This window comes from Pantoea sp. Ae19-2, from assembly GCF_059801205.1.
This window is the reverse complement of sequence record NZ_JBCHWE010000001.1, coordinates 2647071-2673467: the sequence shown is the minus strand read 5'-3', so window position 1 is coordinate 2673467 and position 26397 is coordinate 2647071. Positions and strand designations below refer to the sequence as shown.

Annotated in this window: 20 protein-coding genes and 1 pseudogene; 13 read left to right on the top strand and 8 right to left on the bottom strand. The window is 50.7% G+C overall.

Features of this window, described 5'->3' with window-relative positions; translation table 11 throughout:
- Positions 1-60: 60 nt before the first annotated feature.
- The 4 genes from AAIE03_RS12430 to AAIE03_RS12415 all read left to right on the top strand — a co-directional run bounded on the left by AAIE03_RS12430 (position 61) and on the right by AAIE03_RS12415 (position 4502).
- Positions 61-1689 (top strand): ABC transporter substrate-binding protein, encoded by a 1629-nt coding sequence (locus AAIE03_RS12430; RefSeq protein ID WP_024471175.1) that lies wholly within the window; start codon positions 61-63, stop codon positions 1687-1689.
- 362 nt (positions 1690-2051) lie between these two features.
- Positions 2052-3083 carry an HlyD family secretion protein gene (locus tag AAIE03_RS12425; RefSeq protein ID WP_024471174.1) on the top strand — a complete coding sequence of 344 codons (1032 nt, stop codon included), beginning with the start codon at positions 2052-2054 and terminating at the stop codon, positions 3081-3083.
- A gap of 102 nt (positions 3084-3185) precedes the next feature.
- The gene (locus tag AAIE03_RS12420) at positions 3186-3455 is read left to right on the top strand and encodes a hypothetical protein (protein WP_019105965.1); all 270 of its coding nucleotides are present in this window, start codon (positions 3186-3188) and stop codon (positions 3453-3455) included.
- Between the two features lie 348 nt (positions 3456-3803).
- Positions 3804-4502: a DUF1868 domain-containing protein gene (locus AAIE03_RS12415; protein WP_105082363.1), complete on the top strand. Its 699-nt coding sequence runs from the start codon at positions 3804-3806 to the stop codon at positions 4500-4502.
- A 275-nt stretch (positions 4503-4777) separates the two neighbouring features.
- Here the strand turns inward: AAIE03_RS12415 and AAIE03_RS12410 are convergent, their stop codons facing one another.
- Positions 4778-6199: an L-fucose/L-arabinose isomerase family protein gene (locus tag AAIE03_RS12410; protein WP_024471172.1), complete on the bottom strand. Its 1422-nt coding sequence runs from the start codon at positions 6197-6199 to the stop codon at positions 4778-4780.
- A gap of 373 nt (positions 6200-6572) precedes the next feature.
- Here AAIE03_RS12410 and AAIE03_RS12405 point away from each other — a divergent pair, with 373 nt between their 5' ends.
- The 3 genes from AAIE03_RS12405 (at position 6573) to AAIE03_RS12395 (ending at position 10450) form a co-directional block, all read left to right on the top strand.
- Complete coding sequence (locus AAIE03_RS12405; protein ID WP_498563019.1) at positions 6573-7856, top strand: glycoside-pentoside-hexuronide (GPH):cation symporter; 1284 nt, start codon at positions 6573-6575, stop codon at positions 7854-7856.
- Positions 7857-8042: 186 nt separating this feature from the next.
- A complete protein-coding gene (locus AAIE03_RS12400; protein WP_024471170.1) occupies positions 8043-9374 on the top strand; it encodes a glycoside hydrolase family 140 protein in 1332 nt (443 codons plus the stop codon).
- Between the two features lie 56 nt (positions 9375-9430).
- Positions 9431-10450: a hypothetical protein gene (locus AAIE03_RS12395; RefSeq protein WP_024471169.1), complete on the top strand. Its 1020-nt coding sequence runs from the start codon at positions 9431-9433 to the stop codon at positions 10448-10450.
- A gap of 99 nt (positions 10451-10549) precedes the next feature.
- Here AAIE03_RS12395 and AAIE03_RS12390 read toward each other — a convergent pair whose 3' ends face one another.
- The 3 genes from AAIE03_RS12390 to AAIE03_RS12380 form a co-directional block, all read right to left on the bottom strand.
- Positions 10550-12160, bottom strand: coding sequence for an FAD-NAD(P)-binding protein (locus tag AAIE03_RS12390; RefSeq protein ID WP_024471168.1), 1611 nt, complete (start codon positions 12158-12160; stop codon positions 10550-10552).
- A gap of 300 nt (positions 12161-12460) precedes the next feature.
- On the bottom strand, positions 12461-15418 hold the full coding sequence (locus AAIE03_RS12385) for an autotransporter outer membrane beta-barrel domain-containing protein (protein ID WP_105083047.1): 2958 nt from the start codon (positions 15416-15418) through the stop codon (positions 12461-12463).
- 993 nt (positions 15419-16411) lie between these two features.
- Positions 16412-16582 (bottom strand): hypothetical protein, encoded by a 171-nt coding sequence (locus AAIE03_RS12380; RefSeq protein WP_015700785.1) that lies wholly within the window; start codon positions 16580-16582, stop codon positions 16412-16414.
- Positions 16583-17031: 449 nt separating this feature from the next.
- Here AAIE03_RS12380 and AAIE03_RS12375 point away from each other — a divergent pair, with 449 nt between their 5' ends.
- Positions 17032-17724, top strand: a complete 693-nt coding sequence (locus AAIE03_RS12375) for a hypothetical protein (protein ID WP_227008658.1) — start codon at positions 17032-17034, stop codon at positions 17722-17724.
- Positions 17725-17792: 68 nt separating this feature from the next.
- Here the strand turns inward: AAIE03_RS12375 and AAIE03_RS12370 are convergent, their stop codons facing one another.
- On the bottom strand, positions 17793-17918 hold the full coding sequence (locus AAIE03_RS12370) for a hypothetical protein (protein ID WP_015700783.1): 126 nt from the start codon (positions 17916-17918) through the stop codon (positions 17793-17795).
- A 657-nt stretch (positions 17919-18575) separates the two neighbouring features.
- Here AAIE03_RS12370 and AAIE03_RS12365 point away from each other — a divergent pair.
- The 3 genes and pseudogenes from AAIE03_RS12365 (at position 18576) to AAIE03_RS12355 (ending at position 21629) form a co-directional block, all read left to right on the top strand.
- Entirely contained in the window at positions 18576-19994 is a 1419-nt protein-coding gene (locus AAIE03_RS12365) for a sugar porter family MFS transporter (RefSeq protein WP_026021014.1), read from the top strand.
- Positions 19995-20148: 154 nt separating this feature from the next.
- Positions 20149-21117: pseudogene (locus tag AAIE03_RS12360) on the top strand (IS5-like element ISPan1 family transposase).
- 176 nt (positions 21118-21293) lie between these two features.
- The gene (locus tag AAIE03_RS12355) at positions 21294-21629 is read left to right on the top strand and encodes a DUF6694 family lipoprotein (RefSeq protein WP_014606334.1); all 336 of its coding nucleotides are present in this window, start codon (positions 21294-21296) and stop codon (positions 21627-21629) included.
- Positions 21630-21775: 146 nt separating this feature from the next.
- Here the strand turns inward: AAIE03_RS12355 and AAIE03_RS12350 are convergent, their stop codons facing one another.
- The gene (locus AAIE03_RS12350; protein WP_024471166.1) at positions 21776-22474 is read right to left on the bottom strand and encodes a class I SAM-dependent methyltransferase; all 699 of its coding nucleotides are present in this window, start codon (positions 22472-22474) and stop codon (positions 21776-21778) included.
- Positions 22475-22749: 275 nt separating this feature from the next.
- Between AAIE03_RS12350 and AAIE03_RS12345 the strand changes: the two genes are divergently transcribed.
- Entirely contained in the window at positions 22750-23982 is a 1233-nt protein-coding gene (locus AAIE03_RS12345) for a glycoside hydrolase family 28 protein (RefSeq protein ID WP_202631289.1), read from the top strand.
- A gap of 56 nt (positions 23983-24038) precedes the next feature.
- Here AAIE03_RS12345 and AAIE03_RS12340 read toward each other — a convergent pair whose 3' ends face one another.
- Complete coding sequence (locus AAIE03_RS12340; RefSeq protein ID WP_246871684.1) at positions 24039-24320, bottom strand: hypothetical protein; 282 nt, start codon at positions 24318-24320, stop codon at positions 24039-24041.
- Between the two features lie 313 nt (positions 24321-24633).
- On the opposite strand from AAIE03_RS12340, the gene AAIE03_RS12335 reads away from it, so the two are divergent.
- Positions 24634-25359: a YoaK family protein gene (locus AAIE03_RS12335; RefSeq protein ID WP_014606331.1), complete on the top strand. Its 726-nt coding sequence runs from the start codon at positions 24634-24636 to the stop codon at positions 25357-25359.
- Here the strand turns inward: AAIE03_RS12335 and AAIE03_RS12330 are convergent.
- A complete protein-coding gene (locus AAIE03_RS12330; RefSeq protein ID WP_015700765.1) occupies positions 25356-26249 on the bottom strand; it encodes a lipid kinase in 894 nt (297 codons plus the stop codon). The genes AAIE03_RS12335 and AAIE03_RS12330 overlap by 4 nt on opposite strands.
- Between the last annotated feature and the right edge of the window lie 148 nt (positions 26250-26397).

The following is a 26397-nucleotide window of genomic DNA, read 5'->3' as shown; positions in this document are numbered from 1 at the left end:
GTAAATTGCAGTGCTGATGGGGTGAAGTCATCTTAAAACAATGCGAAAGGAGTTGGACGAATGTCGGTAAGCCGTTTATATGTTGCCCGTATGGGGTTGTCTGTAATTATCACGGGGTTATCGTGCTCGACGGCGGCCTTTGGGGCAAACGTACCCAATGGTGTGACATTGGCTCCCGTGCAGGAGATCGTGCGGGGCAATGGAGCCGAGCCTGCTACCCTGGATGTTGATAAAGCTGAAACCAACGATGCCTTTTCAGTTATTAACGACCTGTTTGAAGGGCTGGTGCGGACTGATCCAGAGGGCAAAGTCATACCGGGACTGGCTGCTTCGTGGGAAACGGCCGACAACAAAGTCTGGACCTTTCATCTTCGTCCTGACCTGACATGGTCAGACGGATCGCCGCTGACAGCTGAAGATGTTGTCTTCAGCTGGCGTCGTCTGACCGATCCCAAAACGGCATCGCCTTATGCATCCTTTGCTAACTATGCGCATATCCTTAATGCTGATGCGGTGACGGGCGGTAAAAGCCCGCCTGACAGCCTGGGCGTAAAAGCCTTAGACGCGCACACCGTGCAGGTTACTCTGGATCAGCCGGTGTCCTATTTTTTGCAGTTTGTTGCCCATCCTTCCCTGTTTCCGGTCAGCGAAAATAACGTTAAAAAGTTTGGTGAGGCCTGGACCCAGCCGGGCAACATGGTCAGCAGCGGTGCCTATAAACTGGATCAGTGGGTAGTTAATGAAAAAATCACGCTGAACCGTAATGATCGCTACTGGGATAACGCGCATACCGTAATTAATCGCGTAACGTTTTTACCGATTAATGATGTTTCTGCCGAGCTTAACCGCTACCTTGCCGGCGGCATTACCATTACGGACAACATTCCCGCCATTGATTTCCCTCGAATGAAAAAAGAGCGGCCCAAAGAAGTACACAGCACCTCTGTTTATAGCGTGTTCTATTTCCAGATAAATACGCACAAGGCACCCTTTACCGATGTCCGCGTGCGTCAGGCGCTGGATCTGGCGCTGGATAAAGGCATCATCGCCGATAAGGTCATTGGTATGGGGCAGAAACCGGCTTATACCGTTGTGCCATTATCAATGGGGGACGTCAAACTGTCTCCGCCTGACTGGGCGGGCTGGACCCAGGCGCAGCGCATCAAAAAAGCTCAGGCGTTACTCAGCGGAGCCGGTTTTTCAGCCAGCCATCCTCTGAGTTTTACCCTGCTCTACAACACCAATCAGGATAACCAACGTATCGCAATTGCCGCTGCTTCCATGTGGGGTAAAGCGTTAGGTGCGAAGGTCACGCTGCAAAATCAGGAATGGAAAACCATGCTGGATACCATGCATCAGAGGCAATATGATCTGGTGCGCTACACCTGGATTGGTGACTACAGTGAGCCCTCTACTTTTTTAAATACCTTCCGCAGTGGCGACAGTCAGAATAGCTCAGGTTATGCCAGCACAGCGTTTGATGCGGCAGTAAAAGCCGCGGGAATGGATACCGATCCAAACGCCGTAACCCTGGATTACCAGAAAGCCAGCGACATTATTGCAAAAGATGCGCCGGTTATTCCGGTTTTCTATGGTGCGCTCAACAAGATGGTCAGTCCAAAGGTCGGCGGCTATGCCCCATCGCATCTGGGTTTCTATTACACCAAGGACCTTTATCTTGTTAAATAAAACGCGCGGCGGTACGTTTCTGACGTAACCGAACTGCTGAGTGCTGTTTGCTCGCTGGGGCCAGCTTTTGGCCCTAGCTCGCCTGGTGACATCCCCCGCCTTTTCTGTCAGCGCCGTAAAACGTCCCTTCATATGCAGTCAAAGCCGTTCTCTGACACAGCAAACCCGAAAGATTGAAACTCGCTTGCAAAAGGTAACGACTGGAAATGTTCTTCTGTTTTAAAACGGCACAAGGAAATGGGATGTTAAGCGCAGAGGGGAATCCGTTACCCGATTAGCCTTGAATTAACCGCACTCACAAAACATCTGTTACATGGCGCCTTGCCCGGTAATATCCCTACGTCATTATTGAAGGTATAAAAATGGAAAACCCATTTTTTAAGAAACAGATCGTTGAATCATCCGGCGCTGAGTGCGGTGAAACCCTGTCCCCGTTGGCACAGTTGCTTCGCCGGAACCTGGTTTCACTCGTTGTTGGGACAATAACCGTCATTTATTTCGTTCAAAGCCATCCGCTTCACGTGCGCCCGTCAGCCGCCAAGCAGGCCGCGCAGCCACAACCTGTGGCCTTCAATGCGCCTGCAGGCGGCACGGTTAAGCAGGGGCAGAACAGCCAGGGCCAGCCTGCGCTGACCGCCTCTTCACTTGAACTTGCCTCAGCCCAGGCGCGGTTAGCCGCGGAAAAAATTCGGCTCGTCAGTGCGCAGTTGAAGCTTGAGCAGAGCAGTCTGCTGCAGGATATCGAGCACACCCAGCAGCTTGCTCTGCAACAGGTCAGCGACAGCCGCTTCCAGCAGGCCATGCTGAATGGTCAACTTGAGCAACTGGCGGACCAGATTAAAATTGAATCGGCGCAAATGGGTATGGCTCAGAAGCTGGTCAACACCTGGCGACCGCTGTTAGCAAAGGGATACATCTCCACGCTTCAGTTTGAGCAGGAGCAATCGACGGTATGGGGCTATGAAAGCCAGTACCGTGCGCTGTTACAGCAACAGTATGGTGCCCGCCAGCAGTTAAACGTTTTGAACGACCAACAGCTTCAAATACCGCTAGCCACATCCGTAAAGCTTAACGTCCTGCGTCGTCAGCTGGCGCAGGTGGATGAGAACCTGTCACAAAATGAAACTATCCTGCAGCAGGCGCTCTATATGCCTTCTGACGGTTCAGTGAAATCTGTTATCGCGAAGGCTGACAACAGGATGACAGGGGAGCAATCGAGTCAGGCTGGTGAAGCCAATAGTCAGCAAACCGCGACCACCAGATTGATATCCGATAAGCCAGTAGCCGGCATGCACAGAGACAACCCTGGCGGAGCGCATTTTCAGACCATAAATGCCCAGTCTGCTAATTCCTTCAACAGTGGGCATCATTCGGTATCAGCGCATAATGTGTAACTTATCAGGCTGGTGGCTGAAGCGTGAGGCGGGAGAGGTATTTACAACATCAACCGCAGCAGGATAGAGTCATTTCTCCTCTTCTTTCAGGCGAAGCGCAAAATGCCAGATTACTGTTTCTATCAAAAAGGTCAGCACACCGTCGTGCTGGAAAGACATGATGCGGACGGTGGTTCTCAGTTAGAAGATAAGGGCTATAAAAAGCAATTCGAAGAGGTGAGTGCAACTGACAAGCATCGGGCACTTAACCGGTTTGCTGATATTCGTCGAAGCAATCAAAAAGATCATCACGACTTCTTCTCGGGCGCGATCGCTATGCCACTGATGGGCGTGCTTACCGCCATTGCTGTTTTTCTGTTACGGAAAAAATAGCCCGCTTGCGGATATCCGCAGGCGACGGGGCACAACGCCTGGTTAAAAAAGGCCAGGCTCAAACCCGACAGCGGTAAGAAACCAACCTGTTAATTATCTGCTTTGTGCCCATGATGGCTTCATAAAACGCATTCGGATGTCTTTTTTGCCTGTTCTGTACTAAAGCCAGCCCGCTGTCCTGATTTTCCATCGCTCCTGCTGCCTGATAACGGTCACAATCATGCTTTATGCTGTGGTTCGGCAGTCACAAAGAGCGTTCCTGAAGCACGTCATCATATCACCTGGTTATGCCAGCTTAGAGAGTAATCGTCTCAGGAAAGCCATCTCGAGCGCACGGGAGCCTGAATCATGTCAGAAGTGCTGGAGCAGGAAGGATGGATAGAAAATGCCATCGGTGAAAAATTTAACGCCAAAGGTGAGGTACTGCCATTCAGAGGCAATACGCTGATTTGTCATCTCGAACAGGACAGTGAAATCGTCCGTGTGACTGGCGAAATGGTTGATGCAATGAAAGCCGCAGGGCTGGGGCGTTGTTACGCATTTCTGCCGCAGTCGAGCTACCATATGACGGTGTTTAACGGTGCCAATGACCGGGCACGGCACTATCCGGCCTGGCCACAAGACCTGAATCTTGATGCGTCGATGGAAGAGTGCGACCGGCTGTTCGCGGCGAAGCTGGCAAATTTGAGGCTCATGCCCTCGTTACCTTTGCAGATGCGCATTGGGGCTATTGCCTTAAAACGTGGCGTCTCGCTGTCGCTGGCGCCGTTGGACAAGGCCGAAGAGCGCAAAATACGGTCGCTCAGAGATGCGCTCAGCCGCACGCTTAACTGCAAACGAAATAATCATGATGTCTACGAATTTCATGTCAGTGTCTCTTATCTCATCAATAAACCGAACGATGAGGAGTTGCGCCTGCTGCAAATTTTAAGAGCCGGATATCTGGAAAAGCTGCTGCGGGTTGCGCCGGTGATGACGCTGGGTGCGCCTGAGTTTTGTACCTTCAGGGATATGTCTCGGTATACGCCGTTGTTAAGGCTGGAATAGCCCGACAAACTGGATTCATTATTTCTACTGTTCTGCTTTTACTTTTGTCGCTTTTGAGCTGTTAACTTCAATAGCGTAGAGCCTCTTGGTTAAAATATTGTCTTCATAATAGTGACTTACCTGGCCCGGGCAGACAGGTAGGAGAGGAGAAAGCGATAGCCATAATTTTGGTCTTTTCATCGTGAATATATTTTAAACCGGCCCCATCAGATTCTTACCAGAAATGAAGGGGCTCATCGGTGAATGTACCAAACCGCCTTGATTTAACATCAACCTTATTGGCAATGAAAATGCGTCCCAACCTGCAAATAGCGGGTAAAGGCTTCATGCAAAGCCTCTGCGCAGGATGCGTGGTTAAAGGCTACGTGATGCTCGAAGCCGTTACGGCAAATCCACGCCAGCAAGCGTTCCAGCTGCGGCACTTCAATGACCGCACGACAGCCAACGGTATCTAGCGGATCGTTCACGGCGACGCCTTCACCCACATAGGCTTTAATTTCTCCCCTCAGATCGTCTGAGCTCAGTCGGAAGAAGGTGATGTTGCCAGTTTTACTTCTGCCATGAACGGCACCACAGGTATTTTCGTTGCCGACGCGATGACCAATAATATTGGCGGTGCCCATTGTGGCGTCCTCCAGAGAGGCTGTGGCAAAGTTGCCACAGTGAAACAGCACACATTTGTCTGGATCGTCGCCGTAGTTATTATTCCAGTCGGCAATGGAGGCCGGACTCAGGCTGCAACTGGCAAGGGCATACATGGATAATGCGCCCATCACATCGACTTCACAGGCGCTGGGCAGTAACTGACCGGACATCACGCTCATCACAGAGCACGCGTTAATACCGAGCGTTTCCTGCAATGAGGTCCAGCACTGGATGGCGGTGGCATCAATGTCTTCAGCTATAACCCATTCAGCGATGACCACGAACAACTTTGCCATGACGGTGATTTTATCTGAAGCCATCGTGCTGACATGCGCATTATCCAGCAGCAGGCGGCGCTTCTCATCGACACGAATATCGCTGTCGCCTAACCGTTTCATTCTGCTGAACACCTCCGATAAATCCAGGGTTTCCACGGCGATGCCCAGCCTTTCAAGTAATTTTTCACTGTAGCGAACGGTATTAAAACCAGCAGGACGCGCACCAATTGCGCCCACTCGCGCGCCGCGCATGCTGCTGACCACCCGGCAAACCTGCTTAAACCGGCTTATATCCCGGGCAAAAGATTCACCCGCTAAGTCACTCACGTGCTGGGTGGTTAAGGTGAAGGGAATGTCATATTGACGCAGGTTATTACACAGGGAGATTTTGCCGCAAAAACTGTCTCGCCGACTGGCGAGATGCATCTTGTCCAGGCGGTCTGGCTGGGCCTGAATTAACACAGGAACATTAAGTCCGGAAAGACGTAATGCTTCTGAAACGGCTTTTTCATCGCCAAAATTGGGAAGCAATACCACCACGCCATGAATATCGTCACGACGAGCGCGTAACCATGCTGCACATATTTTGGCTTCTGCACGTGTTTCAACGCCACCGTAGCGGGTCTGGGTTTCATCGAGCATTACCGGATTGATATCGTGCTGAATAAACACCTCAATAATCTGCTCGCGCGCCTCATTGACGACGTATCCGGGGAAGAACCCCCGGTTAGCGATAATAACGGCCATGGTTAATTGATGTGGTATTCTTGACATGATTTTTCTCCGGTATGTATATGTTTATTATGGGTATTTTGATTTTTTAAAATTTCATCATTGTTAATGATGTTGTTTATTTTGTTCTGGCTTTTACAGGTGGTGTGATCTGTGCAAACCATTCAAGTGGACGCTTTTCTTGTCGGGTGATTTTGATTTTATTAATTCATTCTCACATTATTCGTGATGCCTGTTTTTGTCTATTTTTGTTTTTTAAATAGATTCTATGCCGCAAATAAGGCGTGTTTTTGGCAGTTACTATTATCTCTTTAATAGCGCTTTTAGTTGTTGGTGGTTAGAGGTGTGAAGAGATGTTTTATCGAGGTGCGTTAATTAATTAACTTAAATGTTGATGTATTTTTGAAGGTGTGATTTGTTTTTTATTGAACTAAGTTCACAAAAGAAACTTAATGCAGTTTGTTTCTGTTCCCTGTTTTTATATGGTTGGCGTCCTTTATTAATGCGGGAGGATGCTGGAATGGAATTACATAAACCATTAAAAGTGAGTTTTCGCGAAAAATTTTGTTACGGGCTTGGGGATACCTCAGCGAATATCTTCATGGGCATGACCATGATGTTTTTGTCGATATATTACACCGATGTATTCAAGCTCAGCCCTGCAGTAATGGGAACCTTATTTCTGATTACGCGCTTAATTGATGCGATAAGCGATCCATTAATCGGCGTGGTGGCCGATCGCACGCGTTCTCGACATGGCCGTTACCGCCCCTGGCTATTATGGTTCGCTGTGCCTTATGGGCTTAGCTGCGCCGCCGTTTTCCTTTCACCCGAGTTGGGTGAAACCGGCCGGATCATTTATGCCTACACCACCTATATCATGCTGGTTATGGCGTTCAGCCTGGTGGCGGTCCCCTATGTCTCTCTGCTGGGAGCCATTTCAGCAGACAGTGACGAGAGGATACAGATAAACACGATTCGCTTTCCGTTAGCCAAGGTCTCTTACTTAATTTGTTCTTTACTGGTCCCCATGTTGATTGCGCTTTTTGATAATGAGGTGATGGGTTATCGGGTTGTGATGTGCGGTATTGGCCTGCTCTCAACGCTATTGGTTTTAATTTGCTATTACAATACTCAGGAACGCGTTTCAGCAGGGGATGTACAGACGCTCAGCGTCGGCAACCAGATACGGCTGATGTTGAAAAACGATCAGGCTTTAATCATTTTTGCTGCACAGCTGGTGGTGATGATTATGAATACGCTTAAGTTTGGTGCGGCGGCGTATTTTGTAAAATATGTGCTTAACTTGCCTGTTTCATTTCTGAGTATTTTGCTTACCGCGGGTTCAATTGCCGGAATTATTGCCCCCTTGATTACCGGATATGTCCTTAAAACCGGACGGGTAAAACGGATTCCATTACTGATCTGGAGTCAGATCGTGGGGGGACTTATTACGTTAATCATTGGTTTTACCTCTGCCGAAGCCGTCTGGGTACATGCGGGGCTGTTTGTCACGGCGACACTGGTTGTTGAACTTATCGCCGTAATTATTTGGGCAACCGTCGCGGATGTGGCTGACTACGGCTTTTATAAATATGGCGTCCGAATAAACGGCATGATTGGCGGCGGCATGTTGTTTGCCACAAAAGCCGGAATGGCGATCGGTGGGGCAATTATTGGTTATGTCTTAGCATGGTAGGGATATAACCCCGATTTCATGACCACGGCTTCAGAAAATCAACTTTCTGCGTTTAACCTCCTTTATGTCTGGCTCCCCGCATCCTGCATGTTTATCACCGCCGGAATATTTTCACGTTACAAACTGGATGAAAAAACCTGCCAGTCATTTATCAATGAAAAAGCGTTCTGATATCAGGAGTGGTAGATGAAAAAATTAACGGTTCGTGACAGAAGTTTTTATCAGGAGGATCGCCCCTTTTTCTATACGGCCTGTACTGCCTGGGAGCTGTTTCACAAACTGACGCTGACAGAGGCAGAAGCGTATTTAACAAATCGGGCAAAAAAAGGCTTTAATGTGATTCAGGCCGTTGCCCTGTGTGAGCTTGACGGTTTACAGACGCCGACTTACGAAGGCGGACATCTGCCCTTTAGGGATTTAACGTCTCTAATCCCCAATGAAGCCTATTTTGATCATCTGAGGCGAGTCACCGACATCGCCAATTCGCGAGATCTCTATATCGCCCTGGTGCCGATGTGGGGGTCACACTGGAGTGTGAACAACAGTTGGGGAGCGGCCAAAACGCCCTTATTTAACGCAGAAAACGTTCAGGCATTCTGTCGGTATCTCAGTGACAAGCTGCAAGGCACGGGCATCATATGGATGATCGGCGGTGATCGTGCAGTGCAAACCCCGGAACAAGGCCAGTTGATGGAAAATATGGCCCAAGGGTTGCGACAGGGCGGCAGTGGCGATGCGCTGTTGACCGTGCACTCGCAGGGCGGGCGAAGCACGCTGGACATGCTGGGCGATCGGCCCTGGCACGATTTTATCGTCTGGCAATCGGGACATATGGGTGAGGCTTATCCGTCGTGGCGCGCCATTGAAATGGATTACCAGCGTCAGAGCAAGCCGGTTCTCGATGCTGAACCCTGCTATGAAGCCCATCCGATCATGTGTCAGCATCAGTTCCGTCGTGCACAGGAGGCCAGCCGCTTTACCGATCGTGAGGTGCGTCGCAGCAGCTACTGGTCAGTCTTTGCGGGGGGCGCGGGCATTACCTATGGTTGCTACAGTCTCTGGCAGATGCGCCGACCGGAAGATGACGCCGTGGCGATACCTGAAAGCGCAGCGAGTACTTATCAGGGCGATACCATTCCGTACTGGTTTGATGCGCTTGACTATCCCGGCGCCTTTGCCATTGGCATCCTGCGACGGTTTATTGAATCCCTGCCTGACTGGCATCTACGGGTTCCCGATCGGTCTTTGCTTATCAACCCTAATCCCAGCGATCAACGCCACTGTGGTGTGATGCGCGATCACCAGCAGCGCTGGATAGCGGTATATATTCCGCAACAGCAAAATATCACCCTGGATATCAGCGCCTTTGCCGCAACGGGATTCGAAACAGGATGGTTTGATCCCCGCTATGGCATCATGAACTGGCTGAGCAATGATATGTCGGAGACCTTCTTCCTTAACATCGACCCACCCGCCAGCGGAAATGACTGGATACTCGTGTTGAGAGCAAATTCCTGATAAGGCGAACTGTGTTACTGTCCGCTCAGAAGCGCAGAGCGGGCAGAGGGTCGTGAATGGATTACAAGAAGCAGATATTGAATATTCTGCACAGCGAATGCGAGTCACGGGCAGAGATGACGCGCCGCCTGGGTGTGACGAAGGCCTACGTGACAAAATTGACGTCGCAGCTGCTGGAAGAGCGGGTTATTGAGGAGCGGGACGTAAAGGACAGTGCGTTTGGCCGACCTCAACAGTTGCTGGCGGCAACGCCGGGCCAGTTTTTCAGCGTCAATATTACGCTTCGCAAAGGCCAGCTCCAGGCGATGCTAAACGACTTCAATACGCAAGTGCCCGCGCTGGCGCACCACAGGATCTCGTTGCCTGCCCTGCTAACGCCACAACGCCTGGTTGCCTTTATCGCCACCAGCGTTGCGGCGTTATGCCTGTCAGGCAATGTCCGTCAGCAGCAGGTCAACGTAATAAGCGTGGCGTTGCAGGGCGGCATCGAGCATTTCACCGGCGTCGTACGTTATTGCCCGTTGTTCAGTGAGACGAACGTGGCGCTTAAAAAACGGATTGAAGACGCGATGTGTATCAGCACACAGATTTTTAATATTGCGTTCTGCACCACCTTTCAGCTGGCTCAGCGCTTACCTTACTCATCGTGGGTGGCGTTTATGCCTGGGTTTGGCAGCCTGGGCTATGGGCAATGTATTCACGGCGAGCCGGTACTGGGTGAGAACGGATTTTATCCGGAGATAGTGCATTTACCTTATGAGGGCGGTATCGAGCAGGCGTTTGCTGTCGATCCGGATAACCAGCCAGCAACGGTTCTAGCCACCGCCAGAGCGCTCTGTTTTGCTATCTGCTGCACCGCACCGATTCACAATATCAGACACGTGATTGTCACCGGTGAGCTGTTTGAAGACTATGGCGACGAGGTGCTGCCACTGGCGCAGGCGATACTCGCAGCGAATGCAGACACGCATATCAGCGGCATCCGCATTAAACATGATAAAACTGGTTATCACTATGGCGTCAAAGGGTTGGTGCAACTGAGTTCTGACGCCATCACAGAGCATATTCTGCCTTAATCACGTGCCGGAATCAGGTAGCTGATGCCAGAGCCGGACGACGAGATGCGCTGTCGCCCAGTCGTTTCAGCGTTAACAAGACAGCGGCATCGCGTTGCCCTAGGGTTCAAAATACGCCAGGCGCTTTCGGGGACGTGAAGGTGATTCCACAAGCGTACTGGCGATGGCGGCACCGATCTCGGCACACACCGTGAGTCCCTGCACAAACGGCTGGTCATGCATTAAATAGGGCAGGGCGGCCAGGGCAATGCGTCCACGGGCAGATTCAGGAGACAGCAAAGTATAATCGTCACCCACATCGGGAATCTCATCGCCGCAGCGCTGGATCTGCTGTTTCAGTGTTGCAAAGGGCAGATCGCGGGTCTTAAGAGCCTTTTGCCCTCGCGCATCAATAAACACGTCGAACGTTCGCTGTTGCCCCTCAGTCGTGATCAGCGTTTTCTGCTGTTGCCTTCGCAGTTCATACTCTTCGCCAAGGGCAAGGATGCTGATGATTCCGGCCTCTCGTAAGGCCAGCAGTCGACGGATGGATTGAGAAGGAATCGCCGCGTAGTTATCAATAAACACTTTAGCGAGGCCACCTGAAAAGCGTTTACTGTCGCTTTCGTTAAGGAAGGGAACGATTTTCTCAACCACCTCGTGCAGCCGCAAAAGGGTATAGCGCCAGGGCACGGTGCGCCTGTCGCGTTTGTTGCGTTCGACTTCATTCAAGTTAGCGCTGGCCCAGTGGAAAGGATCCTGTTTATGTCGGTTGGCAAACCAGGCTTCTGCAAGGCTGTCGGCATTGAGTGCTTTCAGATCAATCGTTGTGCTCCACGCAGGCGCAGCCTCCTCCAACTCCTCAACCATCAGTGCAAATACGCGATCGAGTAATCCGTCAGCGCCTGCCTCAATCGCGTTATCGATGGCATTTTGGGTAACGACGCTCAGTGGCTCATAGGGAATCGGGCAGTAGAAATCGGCTTCTGGCAGAATGCCCGATCGTGACATTAATACGATCTTCAGGGCTTCGTGGCCTTTGTCCAGTGTGAAGGCGATCGCGTCGTCGTCGCTTTCCTGAAAGTCACCATGCTGGATCGCCACGGCCATTGCGGCATCAATGCCACTCAGGGAGGTGCCCATAATACCCACGTGACATGCCGCTATTTTCGCTTCCATCAGACCGGACCAGGGGCTGGGGAAGTAGGTGCGGGTGGCGGCGCTGTCGTCTGGCCAGACATGGCCTGTGGCGATAACGACCTGATCAAATATTGCTGGGGCAGTATCGCCCTGCGTCCAGAGTTTTACGCCAGCATCGGTGGCCTCAAGATCGGTGACCTGACAGCGCTCATGTATTTTTACCTCGAAACCCTGTACCGTTGCGCGGGACACCAGCGCTAAAAACCGATCGCGGAAATACTCGCCAAGCAGGATACGCGGCAGAAACTGACGGATATGCAGAGAGGCAGGATCGACGTGATATCGCCTGAGATGACTGTCGCTCTGGGCGCGTAGCCAGTCAATATAGGTCATAAATACAGGCGGGATTTCAATACTGGCAATGTTTGCCAGCATCATCCGGGAATTCTCTTCATCGTTATAGGGCATGCCAACACCGGCCTCATCACCCTGTTCGTAAACGGAAACGGACATCGGTACATGATGACCCAGAAGCGCATAAAACGTGTAGATACCGGTTGGCCCAGCGCCGACGATCGCGATCTTTTTCATCACTGTTCGCACCTTATTATTGTTATGGGGGACGGTTGTAAGGCGTGTTTTGATCTCGCCGCAGGACAGGCAAAGCCTCAATACAGGTTTTTCCTTTCAGCCAGTATGATCAAGTTTACTCGAGTATTGCAGAACTGCGCGGAAGGGGAGCTGAGTGGAACGCCATCACGACAAATGCAGATTGTCCTGATTGTGCGGTCGGCCTGAACAGGTTCATTCAGGCCGGTTTCTGTCATGGTACCCAAACGTAAAAACCGGACATCTGAGGTAATGGGCTGACGTGGAATATTATGCGAACATTCAGAACTGGTATTTTATCCCCAGCGTGCCCTGTGTATCGCTAAAGCCATTATCGCCGAGTTGTTGAGCAACGTTGCCCCACAGTTGCAGGCGAGCGTTGATCTGACCTTCGACGCCAAGTTTCAGTTCACCCACATCGCGCGCGCCTGTGATCGCATTGCTGATACCATTCATCATGACACTGTCGTTATGGGTGTTATGGATCCAGTTGGCCTCAATAAACGGCTGGAAAGTGCGATCTTTGCCCTCATCACTGATGTGATTTCCCTGCTGATAAAACTTCATGCCCAAACGGGTCTGCAGATTTCCGTTGGTGTTGTTGACAACCTGTGTGCCGTTATTTTCGATGTGATCGTCAGCCTGCACGTCCATCCAGGTAAGCTGTATCTTTGGCTGTAGCCAGTAACGCGTGCGGCCATCGCGGCTCTCTCCTGTCTGAAAGGTGTAGCCCGTTTCAAGGGCAGCGGTGATCCCATCAGCATGATATTTTTCCGTCGCCAGATTTTGCCCGGTAACCTGATTATCGAACCAGTTGTACAGCATCCATGCATCGACATAGGCCCCGGTTTTCTCTTTCTGGTTAGCGTACCAGGTGCCGTACAGGCCTACGCTGTAACCGTTAGTGTCTCCACGTGAGGTATAGCCATTCGCTTTAGAATGCGTGCGGCTCTGGTTATTGGCGTAGCCGGTCATCAGGCCAAGGTGCCAGCGATCCAGTCCATTGCGGCTCCACTGTGCGATATCGCCGCCGAGCTGCATCACGTAACGATTACTTTGGGTATGGAGTTTGCCGGAAGCATCTCTGAAGCGGTTATGCCCACCGATATGGCGCATCCACAGGCTCGTGACTTTTTGTTCGCCCGTTAACCTGTCGGTGTATTGTGTTTCACCCAGGCGGTCGTGGAGGCGGGTATGGAACAGCGTGTTGGCCGCACGGGCATTTGCCAGATAGCTGCCAAATTCGGGACGGTACGCTTTTTCGCTGGCAAGAAACCAGTTGCTGTCTTTTTTAACTACATCGTAATCATAGGCCCCGGCGACGATTCGGCCTGATTTTGCAAAGGTACCGGCGGAATCACCTTTAACCGTGACAATTTCAATGCCCTTATCGGTCAGTGCTCCCTGTCCGCCCAGATTATTGATACTGACCCAGGTATGGCCGGCCGTATCGCCATTGACGATCAGTCGGTCAGCAGTGCCATTGTCACCTTCGAGAACGCTATTCAGGACCAGGTTGCCGTTATCCCCTGAATAATCACCCTCAATGGTTAACCTGTTGTCACTGTTTCGCTCAATGCCCAGATCGAGGGAGCCTGCATTATTTACCTTACCCGCAAGAGTGACATCCCGGACCGCAGAAGAAACGTTAACCCTTCCCCCTGATGCGATAGTGATCTGATCTGCATTGAGATCGCCGGAAAGGGTTAACGTCGCATTGCGGGTCTGCGCTGCGTTGCCAACATTAATGATATTCCAGTTCAGAATGGCGACATCGCCTGCTGCCCCCTCAGAAAAAGAAGAACCCGTCAGTGACTGATTGATATTGAGGGTAGTGATACTGTCCTCAGGATCATCGTCATCGTTTCCATTTATCACTGTCAGGCCGCTTACATCTGAACCCTGATTGAGATTCAGGGTGTTATTCCCATTTCCCAACAGAATCTGTCCGGAAACTTTGGCGCCGTTATTCAGGTTTACCGTTGCATCAGAATGAGTAGACCTGATTGCAATACCTGAGGCGGCTGAAATATCCGCACCCTGGTTCAGGTTGATGGTAGTTTTTCCATCATTACCTCTAAAATCTGTATTGATACCGGCGACGCTGCCGCCAATAACCTCACCCGATATATTCACAGTCGTGGCGCCCGTTTCGCGGTTTAAGATATCTATGCCTGACTGAGTACCTGAAATTTTTCCCTGAATCTGAGTGAAGGCGATATCGCCGCCGTCCATGGTCGAGACGCTGACACCGGAGCCATTTTCACCCACGATTTCACCGCGGGTGGTAACGGAAGTATCGCCGCGACTGTGATTGTTTGCGTAGATACCATGCTCACCGCCGGTTATTTTCCCGCCAGATTGCACAATGGACAGATTGTTTGCGCTCTCAGCATTGTCGACGTATATGCCTGAACCGTTTGTGCCTGTGACGTTACCTGCTGTCAGGATGGTGGTATCACCGATTCCGTGGTTGAAGGCATAGATACCGTAATGGCCCCCAGTGATGCTGCCATCTGACTGCATCACCAGGATGTCTTGTGCCGAAGCATGATTATCGACAAAAACGCCCGCGTATTCACCTGAGACATCACTGGTTGTGATGATGGACGTGTTTCCGGTACCTTGGTTAGATGCCTGAATACCGTTAAATCTGCCGGTTATTTTTCCGCCAGACTGCATGATGGAGAGGTTTTTTGCCGTGCTGCCATTCAGGGCATTAATACCGTTATTCGATTCTCCCTTCACCTCGCCGGATACCGCGATAAACGTATCGGCCGTTCCCATATACTGCGTTTGGATGCCATTCTGTTCCCCTGATATTGTGCCTGCTTCCTGAATAAGGGTGATTGCGCCTGCCTCGTAGGACGTAATGATTTCAATACCATCGGCTCTTTTCGCCACCACAGTGCCGGAAATGTTAAGCGTGGTGTCGCCCGTACCGGTATTTTCAATATTTATCCCTGAACCATCGGCTACGATAATGCCGCCTTCCTGCTGCGTAATGGTCAGGGATGAACCCGTGACGGATAAGCCATATCCGCTATCGGTATTAATGTAAGACGTCCCGTCCAGCACGACGTCGAGGACATCGCCTGTCAGGTTTTGTGTGTCATGATCGGCGCCACTACAGGTGTATTTGTTCCCTTCTTGGCTACAGACCGCCTCTGCAGGGGCATTCATTAATCCAAACGTACTCATCACCGTAGCGATAACAAATTTACGCGTTGTTCTGCTCATTGTTATTTATTCATCCATTTATTTCATCGATGTTTTTCTTAGCGTAATGGGGTTGTTAAATGTTCAGAAGATCGCTTTTCATCAGGCAGGAACATTCTTTTTAAGCATTCTGTTAAAATAATTATTTTTTAATGTGAATATTTTAAATAACGCATCCGTTAAATTATGAATTAACATTAAGAATTAACACTTTATTCTTAATGATAATTATTATTAAATTAATGTGACGTCATTTTTATACCTTGGTGGTGTGGCTGACTGAATGTTTTAATCTGCTCGAAATTAGGTTAATTAAATGTATAGAAATACTCCTTAATCCTAAGCGGAGCGTGAAGGTTATTTTGCAGAGATGCTGACCATTTAAAAATAGTTAATATCGATCGGTACGGTGTTCCTGATAGGTCGAGGCTATTGTACAAAATTAATTGATCGATACGTCCTGTTTATTTGTAAGAGAAGCTCACGTTTGAATACAAGGCGATAGAGAAGAGACAACAGGTATCTTCTGTTGATGTCGATGAAAATGAAGAAATTAGGTGCGTGGCGTTTGGCAGGTTTTAATCGGCTGCTTAATTATTTAGATTCACAGTAAATGTAATAATAATATTTTCGTCGGGGTAATGTTTGATAAGAACGTGAAGGAAGACTTCATTAATGAGAGATGGATCACGAATATCTGGGATGACAGACGCGTCATTTGTGGTGGTCGATAAAATATTTTTCAGTCTGGACAGGAAAAATCTTAAATCTGCTCCCTTATGGTTGAGGGTGAAATGTTAATATAATAATCAAATTAAGAACGGTAATGAAACACCACCGTGCGGGACTTTTTCTGTCAGCGGGATAAATAACGGCGGCATCCAGAGGATAATAACCGTGCTTAGCGGCTGTCATTTGCCGGCGCTGTACAGCCATTTTGCGCGTCTGGTGGAAAGTTAAATCAGATTTACGCAAACACAAAGTGAAAAAACCGGCTCAGCGCCGGATTTTTATTTAAGCCTGTGGCTGGCCTACAGGGCCTTTACCTAACGGGCCGCCTGGAACAGATTGCCCGCTTGGCGCATGTGGACGACCATCATTGCCCACAGCACCGCTGTCCTGCTGGCAACCCGACATCATTAAAAGGCTGGAAACAATCAATAAACCGCTCAAAATGCTTTTCATGTCTTTCCCTCGTGATGAATACACTATAAAACAGCTCGCCTGATAAGCCTGGTCGGTATTTCTGCTAAGTCAATGTTGGTGGGAAAAAGTAAGCCATATCATCAGGTTGACGGTAGTGAATCCAGACTGTGCAATGTAATGCCGGGAAACTGTTGTGCTGACCTTTGGCTAAGACGGCAGAGAACATATCCAGCCTTGTAATCCGAAGCCACGATGACAGACAGATCTGTAAAGAGCGATCATCCGGATGTGCAACCCGAGAAAAGAACCAGGGTGATATCAACGACGCAACAATTGATGAAACCCACGTACCGGAATGGGCTGATAAACAGCCACATTATGCGAAGTATGAAATGGACTTTCATTTCTTGTTTCGTGAAAGTGCTGCATTCATGTGTTCATCTGGCTATGCTACCGACATGATGTTTAACGATATCTCAGGAGAGAAGATGACGGCGGCCGCTTATTTTGACGCTCTCTACGCGCAACGTAACAGGGAAACCCAGCAATGCTGGCGGCAAGAAACAGCGAGTGCACATCAGCAAGCAGACAAGTTTTTCTATCCTGCCGGGCTTCACGCCCTGACCAGTGGCATTCAGCCCGTCCTGAACCCGCAAATTCAGTCACTCCTTGCCGATCTTCGTGGCTTAACTCAGGGGGATCCGCTGGCAGACGTCATGCGGGCCGAACATTTTCACGTTACCTTCCTGCCCGTCACGCCAGCGCGCTATCAAAGCCCGCAGCAGCTCCCGGCTTTAGCAGGCCTGAGGGATGCCTTTCGCCAGAACGTGACCGACTCGTCACTCAGGATTGACGCATTACGGCTGGTGGCGCTTCCCGATCAACTGCTACTGGCAGGTATTCCTGAAGGCCACGCCGTAGCGCAAAGAGCAGCATGCTGGAATGCGCTGCTGTCACTGGAAGAGTGGCGGGATTTGCTTCTGCAAAGACATGGTGGAAAAACATCGCCACCGGAATACTGGCACACCACGTTGCTACGTTATCGTTCAACAAGCCTGCCCGACACGCTCAAATCGTATTTTACAGACAATATGCACCGAAGATATGGGGCCATTTCGGGCGACATCAGGCTGGTATTTGCGGTTTATAACTGGGCTGATCCAGAAACGATAACAGTTTAATCCGGAAGGATCCCATGATGAACAGGGACTCTTGAGTATCGCCAGGCGGCGCGGGAATGTGGCCGTTATTAATCGTAGTCACCGTTCTCGTAATGGGGCGAATAACGATCATCAAGTATTTCCTGGATAGCCATCAAACCCAGGATAAGAATCAAATTAATAAAGAACAGTAATAATAAAATGATGCTGGTCATTGCCTGTTTCCTGTCGTCACTTTTCCTTGAGGATGAACGCTCCAAACACGGCAGACAGGGAAAGTGACTGTTAAAAAATGATGTAAAAGGAAAGGGCGCGCATTGGGTCGAACAAGAACGTGTTAAAAAAACGGTATTTCGTCGTTGTCACCCTCAGGTAATAAATTGATGCGCTTTGCTGTGCAGTATTGTATTGCCTAAATGAGCAGCAAGAAGCATCGATAACCAGAAAAGTAAATTACGATATTTCATCGCGTGTGCGGTGAGCGTGGTTAACAAGAAGACGGGTACATAGCGGCTATTTATTCTTATACGATGCATCATATCGCCAGCGCGGCACCGTGACGGTCAGGTCTTCTGGCGACGCTTCATGCAAAACTGCCGCGATGATGGCTTAGGTTAATTACCCGCCGGGTTTGGATGGTTCCACAGGTCAGCGGTCACCATCGGGCTTTTTACACATTATCGCCAAAAAAAGCGTGTTGAAATATCAGGTCATAAAACGATAAATGCGCCCTCCCTCATTCAGTGAGATCTGCATCACACTTAGAGTGGGATCAGTAAAATCGTCCATATCCTGACCTCATTTGCCCTCATCGCCCGCTATCGCTACTTTATATGCTGCATGGACACGACATGTTGTATGAGCGGAGCTTAATGATGTCTCATGTAAATACTTTCACTATTCAAAGCGAACATAAGCAAAAAGTTCGTCGTATGAACCTGTTCATCTCAGTTTCAGCCGCGCTAGCCGGGCTGCTGTTTGGACTGGATATTGGCGTGATTTCCGGTGCGCTACCTTTTCTGACTCATCATTTTAGCCTGAGCAGCCATGAGCAGGAGTGGGTGGTCAGCATCATGATGCTGGGTGCCGCGCTAGGGGCGCTATGTAATGGCTGGGTATCGCATCGGCTTGGCCGCAAATACAGTCTGATGGCGGGCGCCGTGTTGTTTGCTATCGGATCGCTCGGTTCCGCGGGCGCAACCAGCGTTGAAATGCTGTTGATCTTTCGTCTGCTGCTGGGCCTGGCCGTTGGCGTGGCATCCTATACCGCGCCGCTTTATTTATCTGAAATGGCCACTGAAAACGTGCGTGGCAAAATGATAAGCCTGTATCAGCTGATGATTACCCTGGGCATCGTAATGGCCTTTATATCGGATACTGCTTTTAGCTACAGCGGTAACTGGCGGGCCATGCTGGGGGTTCTGGCCATTCCCGCCGTTGTACTTTTTATTATGGTCATTTTCCTACCGAACAGTCCACGCTGGCTGGCGGCTAAGGGGATGCATATTGAGGCGGAGGAAGTGCTGCGCATGCTGCGCGATACGTCGGAAAAAGCCCGCCAGGAACTCAATGAGATTCGGGAAAGTCTGCGCATGAAGCAGGGCGGTTTTTCGCTTTTCAAAAGCAATAAAAATGTCAGGCGTGCGGTCTTTATGGGCATGTTATTGCAGGGCATGCAGCAGTTTACCGGGATGAATATCATCATGTATTACGCGCCGCAGATTTTTAAAATGGCGGGCTTTAAAAGCACTCAGGAGCAGATGATCGCCACCGTTATCGTTGGCCTGACTTTTATGTTTGCCACCTTTATTGCCGTTTTTACCGTAGACAAAGCGGGCAGAAAACCCATCCTGAAAATTGGCTTCTCGGTGATGGCCTTTGCCACTCTGGTATTAGGTTACTGCCTGATGAAAGCAGGGCAGGGAAATATCAGCAGCGGTCTGTCTTGGGTTTCAGTCGGCATGACCATGTTATGTATTGGTGGATACGCAATGAGTGCAGCACCCGTCGTCTGGATCCTGTGTTCTGAAATCCAGCCGCTAAAATGCCGTGACTTTGGTATTACCTGTTCCACCACGACGAACTGGGTGGCGAACATGATTATCGGTGCGACATTTTTGTCGCTATTGGGCAGCATCGGCGCGGCCGGAACCTTCTGGCTGTATACCGGGTTTAACCTGGTGTTTATTGTCATTACTGTGTACCTGGTGCCGGAAACCAAGAATGTGACGCTGGAACGGATTGAGAGGAATTTGATGGCGGGTGAGAAGTTGCGGGATTTGGGGCGATAATTACTTTCATGACAGTATCCAACTATGCATTTCCTTAATTAATTCAGGACAGGTAATGGCCGCTGAGTTTTCGTCTGTTACCTGTCAAAGCGTTGCACGGCATGAGCATTTATATACTCTCCGGCTTTGTTGAATAAATCGAACTTTTGCTGAGTTGCAGGATCAGAACACGCATTCTCCTGACAATACAGGCAGTCCCGTGGCAAACCAGAAGTTCAAAATCACCAACTGGCCTACCTACAACAAAGCCCTCATCAACCGTGTCTCCATCACTTTCTGGCTTGACGATGAGGCGATTCAGGCCTGGTATGAGTCAGCAGCGCCTTCATCCCGGGGAAGACCTCAGCGTTATTCTGACCTTGCTATCACGACTGTCCTGATGATTAAACGCCTGTTCCGGCTGGCCCTGCGAGCTGCTCAGGGCTTTATTGATTCCGTTTTTGCCCTGATGGACGTTCCTCTGCGATCCCCGGATTACACCAGTGTCAGTAAGCGGGCGAAGTCGGTCAATGTCAGTTTCAAAACGTCCACCCGGGGTGAAATCGCGCATCTGGTGATTGATTCCTCCGGGCTGAAAGTTTTCGGTGAAGGCGAATGGAAGGTCAAAAAACACGGCAAAGAGCGCCGTCGTATCTGGCGAAAGCTGCACCTTGCTGTCGATGGTAAAACACATGAAATCATCTGTTCAGACCTGTCGCTGAACAACGTAACGGACTCAGAGGCCTTCCCGGGACTTATCCGGCAGACGCACAGAAAAATCAGGGCAGCAGCGGTAGACGGAGCTTACGACACCCGGCTCTGTCACGATGAACTGCGGCGCAAGAAAATCAGCGCGCTTATCCCGTCCAGGAAGAGCATGGGTTACTGGCCCGGTGAATACGCGTATCGCAACCGTGCTGTTGCGAATCAGCGCTTGAGCGGAAGCAATGCCCGATGGAAATGGACAACAGATTACAATCGCCGCTCAATAGCGGAAACGGCGATGTAGCAGGTGAAGCAGCTGTTCGGCGGTTCACTGACGCTGCGGGATTATGATGGTCAGGTTACGGAGGCTATAGCCATGGTGCGCGCGTTGAACAAAATGACGAAAGCAGGTATGCCTGAAAGCGAGCGTATCGCCTGAAAACGCAGCCCGGCACGGGGATACTTACCCGAAATTTGATTTATTCAACAAAGCCCCTGAGCTTTCAACGGTGCTGTTGATAAGGCATACAGGCTGATGCCTTACAATAAATAGTTCTTTAAAAAAACATCACAAAAACTTACCATTGCGAAGAACTTTTTTAGGATAAAGACGATATGAAAAAAGCAGTGGCAGTCATTTTATTAGCTTTCGCGTTAACAGGTTGTGGCGAGCCAAAGATTGATGGTTCATCCGAACAGGCCTTTCAAACCTCTATGCAAAAAGTCCGTGATTCTCTTGCCGAAGATAAACGCGCGGCCTTTAACGATGCTATTCAAGTCATTGCGTTCAGCCAGGTCAGTATGAAAGAGTTGATGCAGGCGGGCAGCGGTGACGAAGGCGGACGCGCACTGATCGATAAAAAGATCAAAGGCGCGCTGGCTGGCAAGACCGGTGAAGAAGTCATTGATTACGCGCACAAGATCAAGCAAGAGCGCGCGGCTAACCAGTAACATGACTTCTGAATCCTGACCCAGCCAGGTCAGGATGTTGCATGTAATGGTTGCCTGTTTGATGAAGCCCATTTTATGGGCTTTTTTTATGCACCGCGTTAAGGCTGTAACAGAGCGACAAACGCCTGTTTTCAGCGCCATTACGCTTAAAAGCACGCCTGGGCTTTTACGGACGGAGAAGGCGCTTTGTGATAAACCAGCGTCGCGTGATCCCACCAAGGATTAACATTTACCGCCTGCCCAACCAGCATAAATCCCGCGTCCGCGATCTCGGCGATAAGTGCATCCAGCGGCTTCAGGGTGCGCCAGGGATGACCGTTAACCATTAAAACCCCGCTGCGGGCATCATAGCGGTCAAGGTCGGTTCGCTGTTTAGGCGCACCATACATACTGCTGATGATCAATGTGCCATTGGTAGCCAGAATCCGATGCAGAGCCTTGAGGCACGCCGCGCGCTGGGGACCGATCAGGCAGTGAAAGCAACTGCCGTCAAAGACGACATCAAACGTTGCATCCGGATAATGTGCCAGGTCACAGACATCGCCCTGATCAAAACAGCCGCTCAAGCCTGACGCCGCGAATCGCGATCTGGCCCAGTCCACGGCGACCGCTGAAATATCCACGCCAAATACCCGAAAGCCTTTTTCGGCAAAACAATGTGAGGCCATGGCACCGTTGCCGCAGCCCAACTCAAGGAACGTTCCGCCAGGTGGGATGAACTGCGCAGCACCCAGCCAGCTAATGGTGGCGTTAAGTTGCTGATGCGCCCGTTGATAACCGCTGCCGGTCCAGGCTTCATGGCCTTCCCTCTGGAGGCGACGATAAATAGCGTCATAGCTTTCCACGTCAGGCTCACCTTTTATTCAAAGAGCGTCATGACAGATTATGTGATTTTTAGCGGCTTTTACCACAGGGCATCAGCAGGTAACAAACCGGGCGTATCAGGCATCAGCGCAATAAAAAGATGATGACCTGAAGAACGGCAAGCAGTCAGAATTTAACATTTTGACCACTCCTGGCGCTGCTACCGTGATTCTGCTTTACCTGCAAAGAAGGACTTGCGTATTGTGAGGCTCTGTTTCCTTATCGCCTTTTCACTATGACGAATCTGAATGTGACGATGTGCCGCAGCGCCTCTATTCTGTTCGCAGTTTTGAGCGTATTGATGAGTTTTACGGCTCAGGCTGGCGATCGAAGAAGGGTGACACAGCCTGTCTCGCCGCCCGTTTGCCAGCGGATTTATGCAAGCAATCAATCCAATATCGGCCCGCACATTCAACAGGCGCTGAACAACTGCCCACCTGGCAGGATGGTACTGTTAGTGCCATCGCCCACTGTAAAGACGTTGACTAGCGGCCCCCTGTCTTTGCCCTCCGGCGTCAGCCTGGGAGTTGATAAGGGTGCGGTGCTGAGCGCCATCCCGGATCCACGCTTATACGATAACGGCCGCGGGAGCTGCGGGAAGCTGGATAACCAGGGCAATGGTTGCCGGGCGTTTATTACGCTTAATCACGTCCACGGCAGCGGGATTTACGGGCAAGGCGTGATCGACGGGCAGGGCGCTGCCAGCATGGCAGGTGAGGGGCAAACCTGGTGGCAACTGGCAGCCAGCGCCAAAAATGATGAGGCGAAGCAAAACGCCCCGCGACTGATTCAGATTGATCATGCCAGTGATATTACGCTGTACCAGATCACCCTGAAGAACGCGCCAAACTTTCATGTAGTCATCAATGACAGTCAGGGCATTACGCTGTGGGGCATCACCATCGACACGCCTGCCACCGCGCGAAACACCGATGGCGTGGACCCGATGGGTTCTTCCGATGTCACGCTAATTAACAGTCGAATCAGCACCGGCGATGACAATGTGGCGATTAAAGCGGGCAATGCGCCTGCCTCCCATATCTCCATCCTGAATAACCAGTTTGGCTTTGGGCACGGTATGTCAATTGGCAGTGAAATCAACCGTGGCGTTAGTGATGTACTGGTTGACGGGCTGACGTTAACCGGCACGACGAATGGCCTGCGTATCAAAAGCGATCGCTCGCGGGGCGGGCAGGTCCGGGCGATTCGCTATCAAAATGTCTGTATGCAGAACGTGGACAATCCCGTGGTCATGGATACGCACTATGATACGCACGCAAGCGGCACAATGATCCCGGATTACCGCGATATCACCTTCGATAACGTCAAAACAGGCAAGGGGAAACTTACGCTGGATGGTTACAGCGAAGTTTATCCGCTTGAGATGACCTTAAAGAATGTCACTGTCGGTGAGCAGGCAACGATAGAGGAACGCTTTGCTATCGTTCATGGGCGCTTTACGCGGGCACCTCAAACAGCGTGCCGTTAACCGCGTGGTGGGCTGCTCGCGACTTACTCTGGCAGTCTGTTTTGATCTTCATCGCGCTATTTTATCTCTGCTTCAGCGCCATTTTCTGATTCACCATACAGCTGGTTTGCCGTGTCGTTTGGCCTGGATTCAATGTCACCGCAGGAATAGGTATAACTGCCTAACGCCAGTTTATAGCTCAGCACGTTCTTATCGTCTATGGCCGCGCCCCAGACCACTTCCAGCGCTGGATTGTCCGTTTCAATGAAGTGCTTCGATAACTGATCAAACTTCACGGGCACGAAGCGGGAATAGGTATTGTCTGCAGTAAACGCCACGCTGGACATAAACAGATCCATCTCACTACTTTCCCGGTTTTTCAAGCCTAAAAGCATGATGTTATCGGACGTTTTCACCAGTTGAAGCTTTATGGTTTTGCCGCATAGCTGCTGTCCGCGAGCGTATCTGCAACAAGCGCTGAAGGACTAAAGAAAATTCGGCTGTGACATCCAGACAGGCCAGCGGTCATCGTTAACCTGCTGGCCTTAATCGCGTATTACCAGGCCCATTCGTGAAGAGCGTCTAAAAAATTATTCCGGCGTTTCTTCACGCCAACAGGCGGCTGGCGTAAAATCGGCCAACCTGAGTGGGTTGTCTTGCAGAGTGGACCTTATGCTTATCAGCACAGAAACAGAACGGACGTATATCGCTGATAGCCGTCTTGCCTGCACCCTTGCCGCCGTGGCGGGCGCCTTAAATACCGCCGCGTTTGAGATTGTAGGATTCTTTTCCGCCAATATGACCGGCAACGTCTCTTCGCTGTCCGATTTTCTGGCCAAGGCAAAGTTTCACAACGGTCTGTTTTTCCTGTTTATCGTCTGCATGTTTATTGTGGGCGCGCTCTTTTCCACATTAATTATTAATGCCGGACGCAGACGCAAAATTCGCACTATTTACGCGGTGAATATCTTTATAGAAGGCATTGCGCTGGTGGCGCTGGGCGTGATTGAGGCTCGCTATCCCATTGCTGCATCCGGTGTGGTGCTGATCCTGAGCCTGAGCTTTTTAATGGGGCTGCAAAATGCGGTGGTCACGCGTATCTCGAATGCGCGCGTCAGAACGACGCACGTGTCCGGTACCTCCACAGACATTGGCATCGAACTGGCCATGCTGTTTGATGTCCTCCGGCGAAAAGAATCACCCAAAGATGCGCCACTCTATCTGGAACGCCTGCGACTGCATACCTACACGATTCTTGCTTTTCTGGTGGGCGGCGTGGCCGGTATCTGGCTGTGGCATTTGCTGAACTACTATTTTCTGGTGCTTATCGGTCTGGGGCTGATGGGCATGGCGCTGGTCGCTATGCTAAAACCTCAGCCTGCTGATGTTGCCCGTTAAGGGTGGCGCTTTTCAGGGGCCAGCACCTTGAGCGCATCATTAATCAGGCAAAACTGCGCGGGCGTTTGCCCAATAATTTCGCCGTCGGCGTTAATGTAGTGCGGACGGCGCGTATGCAGCGTGAGTGCCGTGGTGCTGAAGGTGCGTACGTTACGCCAGCGGCCCTGGGTGCCGCGCCGCAAAGAGGGGAAGAGCGCCAGCAACTGCCAGCTTCTTTTCAACTCCAGGCTGTAGACGTCCAGCAGCCCATCGTCCGGGGCCGCGCTTTGCTCTACGGTCATGCCACCGCCGTAAAAACGTCCGTTACCGACCGAAACCTGAACGGTTTTGATCGCAATAGCCTGTCCCTCATGATGTAACGTCGCACTAAAGGGGCGGCTTTGCCGCAAGATGCGCAGTGCTGCAAAAGCATAACCCAGCACGCCCCAGCGTTTTTTGGCCTGAGCCGTAAGGTTCCGCGCCAGCTCTGCCGAAAAACCGATGCTGGATACGTTCAGGAACAAATGACCATTTACCTCACCCAAATCCACAAAGCGTACGTGTCCCTGGCAAATGATGCTGACAGCCTGCTCCAGCTGAGGCGGAATCCCGAGCGTACGTGCAAAATCGTTGGCGGTGCCAAGGGGCAAAATGCCTAAGGGTAAGCCGGTCTGCATAAGGCCCGCTGCCGCCGCATTGAGGGTGCCGTCGCCCCCGCCGACAATCACCAGATCCACCTGGCTGGCATACGCGGTGATGAGCTCAGCGTAAGGACGGCTGTCGTCGTAAGCGGGTTCTAGCAGAATCAAACCGGATTGCTGCAGCAGCTGCGTGGCGCGCGCGGCATCAATGCGACCTTTACGTGAGCGCTGGTTGATTAAAAGTAATGCCGTCTTTACCCTTTGCTGCATGCTTCGTCCATTTTTAATGAAATGTTAGTGATGAAGTAACCAGAAAGTACACATGCGGGATTATCTCTTACAACCTTGCTTGCGCTACTTTACGTAAGCTCTGGACGGGGGATGGCCCTGACGAACTGCGCCAGGATTGTCTACACTG

Excerpts from the sequence above, each read along its gene's own strand:
- AAIE03_RS12415 (WP_105082363.1), top strand. The coding sequence starts at position 3,804 with ATGTCAGAAGTGCTGGAGCAGGAAGGATGGATAGAAAATGCCATCGGT.
- AAIE03_RS12355 (WP_014606334.1), top strand. The coding sequence starts at position 21,294 with ATGAAAAAAGCAGTGGCAGTCATTTTATTAGCTTTCGCGTTAACAGGT.
- AAIE03_RS12420 (WP_019105965.1), top strand. The coding sequence starts at position 3,186 with ATGCCAGATTACTGTTTCTATCAAAAAGGTCAGCACACCGTCGTGCTG.
- AAIE03_RS12330 (WP_015700765.1), bottom strand. The coding sequence starts at position 26,249 with ATGCAGCAAAGGGTAAAGACGGCATTACTTTTAATCAACCAGCGCTCA.
- AAIE03_RS12370 (WP_015700783.1), bottom strand. The coding sequence starts at position 17,918 with ATGACCAGCATCATTTTATTATTACTGTTCTTTATTAATTTGATTCTT.
- AAIE03_RS12430 (WP_024471175.1), top strand. The coding sequence starts at position 61 with ATGTCGGTAAGCCGTTTATATGTTGCCCGTATGGGGTTGTCTGTAATT.
- AAIE03_RS12425 (WP_024471174.1), top strand. The coding sequence starts at position 2,052 with ATGGAAAACCCATTTTTTAAGAAACAGATCGTTGAATCATCCGGCGCT.
- AAIE03_RS12385 (WP_105083047.1), bottom strand. The coding sequence starts at position 15,418 with ATGAGCAGAACAACGCGTAAATTTGTTATCGCTACGGTGATGAGTACG.
- AAIE03_RS12380 (WP_015700785.1), bottom strand. The coding sequence starts at position 16,582 with ATGAAAAGCATTTTGAGCGGTTTATTGATTGTTTCCAGCCTTTTAATG.
- AAIE03_RS12395 (WP_024471169.1), top strand. The coding sequence starts at position 9,431 with ATGGATTACAAGAAGCAGATATTGAATATTCTGCACAGCGAATGCGAG.
- AAIE03_RS12375 (WP_227008658.1), top strand. The coding sequence starts at position 17,032 with ATGACGGCGGCCGCTTATTTTGACGCTCTCTACGCGCAACGTAACAGG.
- AAIE03_RS12410 (WP_024471172.1), bottom strand. The coding sequence starts at position 6,199 with ATGTCAAGAATACCACATCAATTAACCATGGCCGTTATTATCGCTAAC.
- AAIE03_RS12335 (WP_014606331.1), top strand. The coding sequence starts at position 24,634 with ATGCTTATCAGCACAGAAACAGAACGGACGTATATCGCTGATAGCCGT.
- AAIE03_RS12340 (WP_246871684.1), bottom strand. The coding sequence starts at position 24,320 with ATGGATCTGTTTATGTCCAGCGTGGCGTTTACTGCAGACAATACCTAT.
- AAIE03_RS12365 (WP_026021014.1), top strand. The coding sequence starts at position 18,576 with ATGATGTCTCATGTAAATACTTTCACTATTCAAAGCGAACATAAGCAA.
- AAIE03_RS12400 (WP_024471170.1), top strand. The coding sequence starts at position 8,043 with ATGAAAAAATTAACGGTTCGTGACAGAAGTTTTTATCAGGAGGATCGC.
- AAIE03_RS12390 (WP_024471168.1), bottom strand. The coding sequence starts at position 12,160 with ATGAAAAAGATCGCGATCGTCGGCGCTGGGCCAACCGGTATCTACACG.
- AAIE03_RS12345 (WP_202631289.1), top strand. The coding sequence starts at position 22,750 with ATGTGCCGCAGCGCCTCTATTCTGTTCGCAGTTTTGAGCGTATTGATG.